Origin of the sequence: Qipengyuania proteolytica (genome assembly GCF_019711565.1) — a bacterium.
Classification (GTDB): domain Bacteria; phylum Pseudomonadota; class Alphaproteobacteria; order Sphingomonadales; family Sphingomonadaceae; genus Qipengyuania; species Qipengyuania proteolytica.
In genome coordinates this window covers 88,859-101,669 of the sequence record NZ_JAIGNN010000001.1, presented here as the reverse complement: position 1 = coordinate 101,669, position 12,811 = coordinate 88,859, and the positions used below count along the sequence as shown (strand labels likewise).

At 60.7% G+C, this 12,811-nt stretch carries 8 protein-coding genes and 1 pseudogene; 3 read left to right on the top strand and 6 right to left on the bottom strand.

What is annotated here, in order from left to right:
- Positions 1-74 precede the first annotated feature (74 nt).
- Positions 75-170, top strand: a pseudogene (locus tag K3172_RS15705) (type 1 glutamine amidotransferase domain-containing protein); the annotation flags it as partial.
- An 880-nt stretch (positions 171-1,050) separates the two neighbouring features.
- Here the strand turns inward: K3172_RS15705 and K3172_RS00415 are convergent.
- From K3172_RS00415 to K3172_RS00395, 5 genes are all read right to left on the bottom strand, one after another.
- Positions 1,051-1,680, bottom strand: a complete 630-nt coding sequence (locus tag K3172_RS00415) for a DUF1989 domain-containing protein (RefSeq protein WP_221586520.1) — start codon at positions 1,678-1,680, stop codon at positions 1,051-1,053.
- Positions 1,641-2,330 carry a guanitoxin biosynthesis heme-dependent pre-guanitoxin N-hydroxylase GntA gene (gene gntA, locus K3172_RS00410; RefSeq protein ID WP_221586519.1) on the bottom strand — a complete coding sequence of 230 codons (690 nt, stop codon included), beginning with the start codon at positions 2,328-2,330 and terminating at the stop codon, positions 1,641-1,643. The genes K3172_RS00415 and gntA overlap by 40 nt, the downstream gene beginning before the upstream one ends.
- A gap of 173 nt (positions 2,331-2,503) precedes the next feature.
- The gene (locus tag K3172_RS00405; protein ID WP_221586518.1) at positions 2,504-3,049 is read right to left on the bottom strand and encodes a DUF421 domain-containing protein; all 546 of its coding nucleotides are present in this window, start codon (positions 3,047-3,049) and stop codon (positions 2,504-2,506) included.
- Positions 3,050-3,763: 714 nt separating this feature from the next.
- Positions 3,764-4,201, bottom strand: coding sequence for a hypothetical protein (locus tag K3172_RS00400; protein WP_221586517.1), 438 nt, complete (start codon positions 4,199-4,201; stop codon positions 3,764-3,766).
- A 95-nt stretch (positions 4,202-4,296) separates the two neighbouring features.
- Positions 4,297-6,810 carry a glycoside hydrolase family 3 protein gene (locus K3172_RS00395; RefSeq protein ID WP_247717880.1) on the bottom strand — a complete coding sequence of 838 codons (2,514 nt, stop codon included), beginning with the start codon at positions 6,808-6,810 and terminating at the stop codon, positions 4,297-4,299.
- A gap of 365 nt (positions 6,811-7,175) precedes the next feature.
- On the opposite strand from K3172_RS00395, the gene K3172_RS00390 reads away from it, so the two are divergent.
- Both K3172_RS00390 and K3172_RS00385 read left to right on the top strand, forming a co-directional pair.
- Positions 7,176-10,103 (top strand): TonB-dependent receptor, encoded by a 2,928-nt coding sequence (locus K3172_RS00390; RefSeq protein WP_221586515.1) that lies wholly within the window; start codon positions 7,176-7,178, stop codon positions 10,101-10,103.
- 88 nt (positions 10,104-10,191) lie between these two features.
- Positions 10,192-11,769: a tryptophan halogenase family protein gene (locus tag K3172_RS00385; protein ID WP_221586514.1), complete on the top strand. Its 1,578-nt coding sequence runs from the start codon at positions 10,192-10,194 to the stop codon at positions 11,767-11,769.
- A 16-nt stretch (positions 11,770-11,785) separates the two neighbouring features.
- On the opposite strand, the gene K3172_RS00380 is transcribed toward K3172_RS00385, so the two are convergent.
- Positions 11,786-12,808 (bottom strand): LacI family DNA-binding transcriptional regulator, encoded by a 1,023-nt coding sequence (locus K3172_RS00380; protein ID WP_221586513.1) that lies wholly within the window; start codon positions 12,806-12,808, stop codon positions 11,786-11,788.
- Positions 12,809-12,811: the final 3 nt, after the last annotated feature.

The window sequence follows — 12,811 nt, the reverse complement described above, 5'->3', positions numbered from 1 at the left end:
GGTTGGCGTGTTTCAATGGTGAAGCGCCGTCCGGTTACGGCGCACACCCCCCGCTGGCAAAAAGGACTACGCGCATGAAAATCCTCATGGTTCTCACCAGTCACGACAAACTGGGCGACACCGGCAAGAAGACCGGGTTCTGGCTCGAGGACGTGCTGAAGCAGCAGGGCGGCGATTTTTCCGAGGGCGGCGTATTTGGACCCCACGTCGTCAGGGATGGCCTGCTGATTACCGGCCAGAACCCGCCGTCGAGCGAGCCGACCGCCAAAAAGCTCCTCGAATTGCGGGCCGCCGCCGGGTGAGCCGTGCCGGCAGGCGCTTCAGTTGAGCCTGCAGGCCTCTTTCCACACCATATCGGCCCGCTTCGAACGCGCCTTGCCCGTCCTCCCGGGCGGCGCAGGTTCGTAGCCTCGTCGACTGCTAGCGTGCCGTTCTGCAGCTTCTCGAGACGCGAGTATTTGGAGATCCAGAGCGGAAGCAAGACCCAGTTGAACGTCCGCTTCCGGGTCGTTAGCGGACAGGCAGCTTTTCGACGGAATGGGCCATTAGGGTACGGTCAGCTAGCGGCCAAATACCTGCCGAACTGCTCAGGGCGTTTCGACTAGATATGGCTGGAAGACTTGCGCTGATTGCTTCTGGTCAAGGACGAACCTTTGATCCCGATGAGTTTGGTCGATTCTCTCGAGGTGCTTGGTTATCAGGTGACTGATGCCAGCACACTGAGCGAAGCTCGGGATCTCGTCGGAAGAAAAGAATTAGACTTCGTGATTTCAGTCATGGGGCCTCCAGATGCCCGCTATCGGCTCAATTTGGCGCCTGATCGGTCGGACAACTACGCGCCCACATCACGTTCGTATGACCCGCCGTGCCGATTTCCCAGATGCAGACATTCCTCCGAGCAACACCAGACCGTTGCGATTTGCGGTCAATTCAGGTTGTAGCATGCTCAACGGCTGGATCGCCGAGCGAAGCCGTTACTTGTTTGACGACAGGGACGTTCTTATTATTGACGGGAGGGGACGCTTAGCAGTAGCAACCGAGTACTGAATCTCAATGCGTTGGTTCGCACTCGATTTCATAGTGGATCGGTTTAAAGCTGCCGCCGTTGGACGCGTATGCGGAACAAGCTGTAAGGCCGATAACGAGATCCATTTCGGCTCTCAGGCGAATATAGTCCCCCGGCTTGCTTATCGGCGGGTCGACACGCAGTGAGCCGTCCGGCGCTACAGGCACATTCATGAAAACGTTGAAGGCGCATGGTATCTGGTCGGGTTCGATCCCGTAGGGTGCAAGCGCCTCCGCCAGGTTGCCGAAGCAGCCGCGGTGAACGGGCTGGTCAGGATAGAAGTGCCGGAAGGTATCTTCGCTACAAGGCGTCAGCAAAAAATCATGCGTGCCGACCTTATCCTCGATGATACTCAGCATGGCCTTTGATCGGTTGGACCACAGCTGATTACCTTCGCTTAACTGGAGCGTCTCTTCGTAGTCGAAGGTTCGCCCATTGGAGAGAGCTTCGCGCGTATCTTGTGAAGCAAACGCGACCAGGTCGCTTACTTGCGTGCCCTCGGGGTCGATCACCTTCAGAACCTGTCCACACTCGAGAGCGAAGGCGGTCCCGCTGCGGGGGGCAATGACTTCGGTCAAGCTTTGGTCCTCGCTCGTTTGTCGCGAAAGGGGCATTCCCAATCGTCGGTCACCACACGACCGCTGTATTGGCGGGCTTCGCTCGCTTCGCCGTGCCGCGCCAGCATGGGGTTGAGAGAGCCGGCTAGCTCCTTGTCTCTTTCAAGAATTCGTTCGCGCATGCGTTCATATCTACCTTCCTCGCGAAGCTGTTCGAATTGAGCGTGGAGATTGAACACCAGCGTGGGCCTTGGAAAACGACGTGCGGGCCGAGACGCCCTTGGATGGAGTCCTACCACAAAGAACGCTTCGCCGCCGAAGCTCAAAGAAAAGTGCGGGTCTGAAGGGTCGGCGCTGACGCGATGATCGTAGCGTTGACCAAGCCAATGATCCTTATCTGCGAACGATTGAATGCGCGTCCACATCAGCGTTTCGAACTCGGCTTCATCCAGGTTTTCAGGGCCTGAGAATACAACCGCGAGGCTCCGCAAACCTTTGGGATCAGCCTTGTAGTCCTCAGCCCATTCCATGAGTTCGCGATGGATACGAACATCGTCCCATCCGCTCTCCAGGCTATGGCATACGAGGACCTTGAGAGTTCCCTTCGCCAGAGCAGATTTTGCTCCCACGCAGGGAAAGTCTGATTCGGCTATTCGGGCGCGAAGCTCTTCTTCCCCCTCGATCCGGGTTTCATCATCGATAAGCATGGATATGAAAATTCATCACCTTATGACTAGTTCCATCGCTGGGCAGCAGGTTGCCGAATGTGGTGAAGGGGTTCAGGATCACTGGGAGCCAATTGGGCAGCTCATACAAGTGCCGCACTCATCTAGGGCTATCCCAGACCGGGCACGACGGTCGAATGGTTCTGAGATCGGGATCAGGTAGGTGGAAGGTGCTGCGGTCTCTCGACATTCCCCATGGCATCCGCCTCGTCCAATTCAATGTCCTGTTTCGGTATTACCGTAAGGCGACCATCGGTTTCCAGGACCACCCAGTTCGCATCGTTTGTGGCTAGGCCATGTTCGCGCAATGCGCTGCAGATCTCCTCTCTAGAGATGCGAGTCTTGCGTAGGGCCGAGTCGATATATTGGCCCTTATGGGTCAATAGGGTGGGGGATGCTTTCACCAGATGCGCGACAAACTTGGAGCGAAGGACGACCCACGTCAAAATAAACTGCAAGATCATGATAACGACGATAGCGACCGTGGCACGGAGGGCTGGAACTGAATCAAGCAAGATGCCCGAGGCAGCCAAGCTTCCAACGGTGATGTTTATGATCCAGTCGAAATTGTTCAGCTGAGCCGTGGACCTTTTTCCGAACACTTGCACGAGGACGACTATCAGGGCGTAGAACAACACAGCCGAGAGAGCGGTGTCGATTACGTCATTCCAATTTTTCAACCAGTCTGCAGTCTCACTCATCAGGCTCCTCCTCCCGGTATGACGAGGACAGGTAGCGTTTGTTCCATCCAGTCTCCTTGTTCACCGATAAGCTGCCACGGGAGCGGGCGCAGGCCCGTTGATTTCAATCGCTGCTTTATGATGGGGATCGGCTCTTGCCTTCTATCGAAATGCTGTAATCGACCAATCAGAGTCGGATTTTGAACGCGCTCGGATAATCGAAGGGGGTGATCATCGACTTTGGGTTGTTGGACAGGCGCAAGCCAAAAGACTGTTTTCCTATCGCTGTCCAAATTCTTGGCACCGCCTCCTGCGCGAGAGTCAGGTCTTGGTTGATCTGGGTGAGCGCTGAGGTCGGACCGTGCGCCGCCAACGCTGGACGGAAAGCCTCAATCTTGCTGCAGAGGCATTCGCCACTCATCTGCGTGTTCCGACTTGAAAGTCACTAGGGCCCATTCACACAAACAGCCCCGCCGACGGATTACAAAGCAGCATAGTTTCTGGCAGCGGGAACACGGTGAGCGACGCCCTCTAATTTTTATTTTCCGGATTTTGCCGGGCTCGTCCCTGTCGGCAGCTTTGTTAGTAGCTGTTCGCCGCTGAGACAGCTGCGGTGCGCAATGGAACGGCAGGCACCGAAATGCGCCGCAGCATGCCCTGCCTCGCCAGATTTAAAACGGTTCAGTCTGCTAGGAATATTTCCGAAACGAGTCGCGTATCGGTCGGGGTTTCACATCATTTATTATACTTCCCTGCCCCGAGCATGCAAATTGCGACCCCTAGAATAAAAACCGTACCAATTACTACATTTCCCACAGTGCCTTCGCCCAATTGCCGGGTTTGCGGAAACGCCATACGAAACGCTCCACCAAAACACAGCAACCATCCTGCCAACGTAATCGACAAATTCCGACTAGGCCGCCATTGGTTATGATTGGTCACGACGAACAGGCCGCCCACCAGCAAAAATAATCCGTTCAGATACACAATCGCTGGATCTGCGCTCTGCCAGATTTCAAAATTGGCTCGCTCCGTTGCGGCAACAAGCACAAGCGTCGGCCCCAAGACCCTAGCTATGCCCACCGTGCTAGGATCGTTTGCCTGTCCCTTGTTCATATCCGCTATCCCCGAAGGGCGGATTGCGCGGCCCCACTTTTTCCAAAGAAAGGTCATTCGATAGCCTTTCGTGCATCACTCGCGCGCTGAGCGGATACGTTTTACGTGAACTGCATCGGAGGCAGCTAAAGCCGGAATTGATACTCGTTCGCCTAATCAGTCTTGCAATTTGCGATCACTCCCGCGTCCGACAAACTTCCGAGGGCGACGCGGGAAATGCTCAATGCTGCCGCTTGGTTGATAGTGATCCGAAAGGGCGAGCTGATGCGACCCATATCGGCACCGGCGGCCCTAAAGCATTTGAGCGGGATGCCTAGCGTGGTCCACTCTCGCTCGGCTAGCCTGCCGAACTCGGCAATCGGAACAGAGTTATCGCAGGGGTTACCGTCGCAACGCATAGACATCGAGAGTGCGTCGGTGATGGATGAATCACGACGCACCGTGCTGAGCAGCAGCATGTCGCCATTCGTTTCGCGTGAGATGTCAATCGGGTCCATCGCAGCCAGCTCGATCGCCGCACCTTGGGAATCGATGGTGAAACTTCGTGCGCCTTCCTGCACGCCGTGGTCGGTAGCCGAAATCCGCACACGCCCATGTAGCGCATCCACTGGCACAGTGGTCACGCGAAGCGCATTGCTACCGTCGTCCTCAGATACAATGAGCGACCACGATGAGGCGGGGGAGCCAAGCTCGAAGAAGACACTCCCATTGCTGCCGTCGTCGCTGACGCCGCTTTCCTGTGGGACCGGTGTCCAGGCGCGCGGACCGTCTGCATAGCGCAGTCCGTAACCGAACGGGAAAAGCATGGGGCCGCCGTGCTTCGCCGTAGCAGGCCATCCGGTCGGCAGCAGGCCCTGGAAGTCGTGCGCGAACACACCATTCCTGCCTGCAAAAAGCATGTCGGCGACGCCGCCACCTTCCGAACCGGGCAACCATGCGGTGACGAAGGCGTCGGCAGTGTTGAGCGCTTCGTTCACATAGAGCGGGCGACCGGTGATCATCACCGCGATGACTGGAATGCCCTGCTCCTTAAGCCGTCGCATGGTGGCGATCGGGCTGCGCAATTCGGGGCGCAATTGAAGCGTGGTGATGTCCCCCTGGAATTCCGCATAGGGCGTTTCGCCGAAGATCACGATCGCGGCATCGGGCCGTTGCATGAACGTCCCGTCCTCCGAAAGCTGGGCACTGCCGCCGGTGGCCCTGGCGGCCTGTTCGATCCCCGACCAAAGCGAGGTGGCCCCCGGGAAAAGGTCGTTTTCGAGCCCGGTGCCCTGCCAGCTCAGCGTCCAGCCACCCGACTGGCGCGCGATGTCGTTCGCCGCGTCGCCCGCGACGAGGATGCGGCCGCCCGGCTGCAAGGGCAGCACGCCGGTGTTCTTGAGCAGCACCATCGACTTGCGCACCGCCTCGCGCGCGACCGCCCGGTGGTCAGGCGCGCCGAGCAGATCATACTCGCCCGACAGCGCGCGCTGCGATGGCTTGCCCATTGCGAACAGGCCGAGCCGTTCCTTCAGCCGCAAGACGCGCGCAACCGCGTCGTCGAGCCGGTCCATCGCGATCGTGCCGTCGCGCACCTGTGCCAGCGTGCTGTCGTAGAACATGCGCCAGCTGTCGGGCGCCATGAACATGTCGATCCCCGCATCGACCGCCCGGGGGCAGCTGGCGTTGCTGCACCCGGCGACCTGGCCGTGCGCATTCCAGTCGGTGATCACCATGCCGTCGAAATTCATCCGGCCCTTGAGTACGTCGGTTATCAGCCCGCGATGCGCGGAAAGTTTGACCCCGTTCCAGCTCGAGAAGCTGGTCATGATCGTGGCGACACCGTTCTCAATCGCCGGGATATAGGGTGCGCCGTGGATCAGCCGTAGCTCGAGTTCGGAAATCGCCGCATCGCCCTGGTCCCGGCCATCGGTGGTCCCGCCGTCGGCGAGATAATGCTTGGTACTGGCGGCGACGTGCGGGCCGGCGAGGATCGGACTGATCGATGGCGGGCCCTGCAGGCCGCGGATCATGCTGCCGACGTAGGCAGCGACCAGCGAAGGATCGGAGGAATAGCCTTCGTAGGCCCGCCCCCAGCGATAATCCTGCGGGACGGCCACGGTGGGCGCGAAGGTCCATTCCTGCCCGGTGACCCGGATCTCGACCGCGGTGACCTGTCCGATGCGCTCGATCAGTTCGGGATCGCGCGTCGCGCCCAGTCCGACATTATGCGGAAAGATCGTGGCGCCGATGATATTGCTGTGGCCGTGCACCGCATCGGTGCCCCACACGATCGGGATCGCGGGCTCGCCCACCGCGACATCCATCGAGGCTTCGTAAAGAGCGTCGGCCAGTTCGAGCCATTTCTCCGCCGGAGCCAGATCGTCGCCGCCCGGCCCCGAATTGCCCCCGTTGAGGACCGAACCGAGGCGGTAACGGCGCACATCCTCGGGCGTGACGCTGGCGATGTCGGCCTGGATGATCTGACCCACCTTCTGTTCTACCGTCATGCGCGCGAGGATCGCCTGGACGCGCGCCTCGCCTGCTTCGGTGAGCACGCGCGGGAAGGCGATCTCGGGCCATTGTTCGGGATGAACGCTCGCTTCGACGGGCATATCGCCCGGCGCATCGGCAGCCACGACCGTATCGGTCTGCGCCGTTTGAGCAAGCGCCGGTTGCGTGGCCATGAGCAAGGCGACCGGCGAGGCGGTCAGAACTAGCAATCTGGAAAGCATAAACCCCATCCCATTCGGTCGCCCGTGTTTCGGTTTCGACCACCTTTCCCTGACAACCTTGACATAAATGTCGCGGAGACAGGCTGTTTCGCAGCAAATGTGCGGCATTGTTTGACAACGTTGACAGAAATATGCAACCAGTAATGTCGCGTAAGGGGCATAGCGTTTCCGATTCGGGGACGCGCACAAGCCTCACGTTCTTGAGAGGTCCGCACGGGGGTGCGGTTTGGGAGGATACTGAAATGGACAGCGGGATTTTGCGTAATCGGTCGACGTTGCTGGCCGCCGCATCGATATTGGCAGTGGGAACGGGCAGCATGCCCACCCTTGCACAGGCGCAGGCCGCAGCCGAGGCAGGCCAGCAGACGGGTGTCGAGGACGACAACGTCATCGTGGTCACCGGTTTTCGCGCATCGCTCGAAGATGCGCTCAATGCCAAGCGCGAATCGAACCTGATTATCGAATCGGTCACCGCCGAAGACATCGGCAAGTTTCCCGACCAGAACGTGGCGGAATCGCTGCAGCGCCTGCCGGGCATCCAAATCGATCGCGAGAACGGGCAGGGTTCGAAGGTCCGCATCCGCGGGCTCGACCAGAACGTGACGCTGCTCAACGGCGAGCTCTTCGTCACCGGTCTCGAAGTCTACAAGGTCGGCGAAGGAAATTACAACCGCAACGACAGCCTCGAGGGCGTGCCTTCCGAACTGATCGGCGGCATCGAAGTGTTCAAATCGCCCAATGCCTCGCTGCTCGAAGGCGGGCTCGGCGGGATCGTCAATCTCAAGACGCGCAACCCGCTCGACCTCGATGAAGGCCTGACGCTCGCGGGCAATGCCAAGATGAGCAAGGGCAGCGAGATTTCGGGCTGGGAGCCTGCCGGCGCGGCCGTGCTGGGCTACAATTTCAACGACCGGCTCGGCGTGATCGCCTCGTTCAGCTACGAAAAGACCAACAACCACGTCAATGTGCTGGGCGGCGACAACCGCGGCAACTGGGCGTTCAGCGAAGGGCGCCGCGACACCGCGACCGTGCCGACCAATTACTACGCGCCCGAATATCGCTACGTCACCGACCGCGACCAGTATCGCCGGCGCTGGGGTGCCTCGCTGGGCATCACCTATCGTGCGACCGACAATCTCGAGGTCAGCGCGCAATATTTCCATTCGGACCTGAAGATCGACACGCGCGAAGCCTCGGTCAAATTCCCCTTCGGACAGGGCGAATCCCAGGGCCTCGTCGGCAGCTATACGATCAACGAGAACGGCGTGCTGCTCGACGGGACGGTCCGCGCGCAATCGGCGGAGGCGATTTCCTTCGTCGATGTGTCCAACATCAAGTCGGACAATCTCCAGTTCGGGCTGGAATGGGACAACGACACCAATTTCCGCGCCTCGGTGATGGCGAATTACGCCACTTCGAGCATGAAGCGCGAGGTCGCCAATAACGACGTGCGCTACACCGCCTATGGCGTGCGCGGACCGGGCACCTCCGGGTCGCAGCCCGGCTTCGTTCCGAACGCTTCGGCCCCGCCGACGATCGACTTCATCTATTCCAATGGCGAATTCCCGAGCTTCGGCCTCGCGCCGACCAGCCCGCAGGACCTGTTCAACAATCCCGATTACGGCTTCTTCAAGTCGCACTGGGCGTTTGGCGACCGGTCCGACATCGACGGCCATTCGATCCGCGCCGACTTCGCCTATGACGTCGACGACAGCTATACCGACACGATCACGCTGAGCGCGGGCTTCCGCTATGGCCAGCGCACGGTCGAATTCGTTTCGGGCCGCTATCTCGCCGACTTCAGCGGCAAGGGCGAACTCGATGCCACCGCGATCCCCGAATCCGAACGGGTCGACGGCTATCAGTACAACTGGACGCCCTATGGCTATTTCCAGGACGGTGCGATCGGCTACAAGATCTGCGACCTGCCCGAAGCGAACAAGCCCGCGGCCTTTGCCGGCTGCAGCCGCTTCGGCAATTCGCCCGCGCTGATCACGCCCTACGAAACCTTCGTCAGCAATCCCGAACGGGTCGAGGCGATCGCCAATTTCGCAGGTGGCGGCAAGGTCATCGGCGACACGGTGCTGGTGGCCGACCGCTCGCGGATGACCAATGCGCTCGAGTGGATCCAGGCGCTGTATCCCGATACGCCCTTCACCTTCTTCGAGGACCCGCTGCAGACCTACCGGGTGAAGGAAGAAACCAAGTCGGGCTACATCATGGCCGACATCGGCGGCGAAGATGATCCCTATCACGTCAATGTGGGCCTGCGGATCGTCAACACCGATCTGACCGTGGACCAGAACCAGCCGGCCAATGCCGATCCCAGCTACTGGGGCACCGACAGCTGGAACGGCGTGCTGCGCGATTTCACCACCAATACGATCATGCGCAGCTACACCGACTTCCTGCCCAGCGCGAATGCGGTGTTCGACGTCAGCGACGGCACCAAGGTGCGTTTCTCGGCCGCAAGGGTCGTGGCGCGCCAGCCGCTGGTTTCGCTGGGACAGGGTTTCGCGACCAACTTCACCCGCGATGCCGCCGACGACCTGTTCAAATTCACCAATGGGTCACGCGGCAATGCCGAACTTGAACCCTTCCGCGCCTACCAGTTCGACCTGGGTGTCGAACATTACTTCGGCGACCAGGGGCTGCTTTCGGCAGGCCTTTTCTGGAAGGAGGTCGACAGCTTCATCGTCAACGAGACGGTGGCGGTGTTCGTCAACGACCAGGCGGGCGGACGGCTTGGCCCCGTGTCGCAGCCGGCCAACGGTTCGGGCGGCCGCGTGAAGGGCTTCGAGCTGGCGGCGCAATATGCCTTCGACTTCGGTCTGGGCTTCACCGCCAACTACACCTTCTCGGAGACCGAAACCGACTTCAGCACCGACTTCACCGATAACCTCCCGCTGCCTGGCGTGTCGAAGCATTCGGCCAACGGGCAGGTCTATTTCGAACGCTACGGGTTCGCCGCGCGCGCATCCTACAGCTGGCGCTCGAAGCAGTACCTCGGGAACTTCGGCTTCGCCGATGGCTCGATCACGCGCACGCTGGGTATCTACCAGAAGGCGTTCGGCCAGCTCGATGGCCAGATCAGCTACCAGCTGACCGACAATTTCGAAGTCTTCGCCGAAGCGATCAACATCACCAAAGCAGATACCAGCGTGTATCTGCAGTTCCCCGAACTGCCCTTCCGCTTCGAATCCGGTTCGCGCCGGATCTACGGCGGGGTCAAGTTCACCTTCTGATTTTCGGTCCCTCCCGAAAATGGATGGCGGCCCTTGCTTGCAAAGGCCGCCATCGCTTTTTTAGGGTCCGGTGGCGGGGGAAACGGGCATGATGACGCAAGTGCAAGGCGAAGGAAGCGGCGCAAATCCGCTGCGGTCGATCTGCATCGTCGGCGGGGGCACCGCAGGGTGGTCGGCGGCGGCACTGCTCGCCCGCGTGCTGCGCGGCAGCGGCTGCCGCATCACGCTGGTCGAATCCTCCGCCATCCCGACGGTCGGTGTGGGCGAAGCAACGATCCCGCCGATTTTCGATTTCCTGCGCAACATCGGTGCCGACGAGGTCGAGTTCATCCGCCGTTGCCAAGCCACTTTCAAGCTCGGCATCCAGTTTCGCGACTGGCGGCATCGCGACCATGCCTATTGGCATCCCTTCGGCAATCTCGGGGTAACGATCAACCAACGCCCCTTCCACCATTATTACTGCCGCAACCTCGCGCAGGGACACAGCGAGAGCCTGGCCGATCTGTGTCCCTCGGTCGCACTGGCCGAAGACGGCAAGTTCACCTTCCCCTCACCCGATGGCAACTGGCCGGGCGGCGCGGTCGCCTATGCGCTGCATTTCGATGCCGGGCTGGTAGCCGCCTTTTTGCGCGAACACGCCGAAGCCGCGGGTGTCGAGCGGCTCGACCGGCGGATCGTCGGCGCGACGCGCGGCGAAGGCGAAAGGATCGCCGCGGTACAGTTCGACGATGGCGAAACCCTCGCGGCGGATTTCTACATCGACTGCTCGGGTTTTCGCGGGTTGCTGGTGGAAGAAACGCTGAATGCCGGCTTCGAGGACTGGAAGCACTGGCTGCCCTGCGACAGCGCGATCGCCGCTCCGACCGCGGCGCAGCAACAGCGCGCACCCTATACCGTTGCCACCGCGCGCTCGGCCGGATGGCAGTGGCGCATTCCGCTGCAGCATCGCACGGGCAACGGGCTGGTCTATGCCAGCGAATTCATCTCCGATGCCGATGCGCATGAGGAACTGCTGGCCGGGCTCGATGGCGAACCGCTGGCGGACGCGCGAGTGCTGCGCTTCACCGCCGGGCTGCGCAAGCGCGCCTGGGTCGGCAACTGCCTTGCGATCGGGCTGTCGGCGGGCTTTCTCGAACCGCTCGAATCAACCAGTATCCACCTGATCCACACGGGGCTGAACCGGTTGCTCGACCTGTTCCCCGATCGCGGTTTCGACCCTGCGCTTGCCGATGCCTACAATCGCGACGTGTGGCGCGAATATGCGCATATCCGCGATTTCCTCCTGCTCCACTATGTGCCCAACCAGCGCGAGGGCGAACCTTTCTGGGACCACATGCGCGGCCTCGACCTGCCCGATACGCTGGCCGAGAAGATCGAGCTGTTCACCCGTACGGGCCGGATCATGTCCAAGCAGCGCGAACTGTTCTCCGACATCAGCTGGTTCTACGTCATGCATGGCATGGGGCTGGAGCCCGCGGCGATCGATCCGCTGGTCGACGTCGCCCCTTCCGCCGAGGTGCGCAAGGTGATCGACCAGCTCAGCGGTGCGATGAATGCCTTCCGCAGCGCGGCGCCCACGCATGACGCGATCCTCGAGCGCTTGCTCGACCCGTCCGAAACGCGCCGGCCGCATTTCGGCACCGGGGTCGTCTGGGCGACGCGCTAACTCACTTCGCCTATCGTCAGGCGGGTGGCGGGGCCACGGTCAGCCGTTCGACGAGGCTGTGCGTATGAACCACGGTCGGCCCCGGTTCTTCCCCTGCGAGTTCGCGCAGCAGCATGTCGGCAGCAGTGTGGGCCATCTCGACCACGGGCTGGCGGACCGTGGTCAGCCGTGGCCAGACCACGCGTGAGATCTCCGAATCGTCGAAGCCGACCACGCTGAGGTCGCCCGGCACCTCGAAGCCCAGTTCGCGCGCGGCGGACATTGCCCCCACCGCCATGTCGTCGTTCTGCGCGAGTATCGCGGTTGGACGCAGCTTGCGCGAGAGGATCCGCTTGGTCGCTTCATATCCGGATTCGAAGCTGAAATCGCCGGTCTCGACCAGTTCAGGAAGAAATTCGATCCCGGCATTGTCGAAGGCAGCGCGATAGGCAAACAACCGCTGTTCGCTGACTGGGTGATCGGGGTCACCCTTGATGATCGCAATGCGCTTGTGCCCGAATCCAATCACATGCTGGGCAATCTCCCGCCCCGCGGCGATGTCGTCCATAGTCGTCGCCAGACCTACGTCCTTGCGCGATTGCGGCGTTATCCGTGCGAAGGGGATGTGCGCTTGGATAAGACCGTCGAGGACCTGGGAGTGGTCAGCTGCTGGCGGCGCGAGGATCACCCCGTCCAACGCGGCCGAGCGGATCGTCGTCACGACTTCGGAAGGGTTGTCATTTACCGATTCGACCGGCAGCACGATCAGGCGATAACGTTCGCCATGCAGCCGTTCGAGAGCGCCGCGCTGGAGCTCGACGACGTAGCTCGGGCTGGGTTTCTCGTAGACCAGCCCGATGAGATAAGATTGCCGCCGCACCAGGCCCTGGGCCATGACATTAGGTTGATAATTCAAGTTTTTTGCCGCGCGCAGGACCTTCGCACGCAAGGCTGACGAGATATGCGGCTCATTGTTGAATACACGCGAAACACTCTTGGGCGAGACTTTAGCCAGCTTTGCAACATCGACTATAGTCGATGGCCTATCTTCGCGTGTCATGCC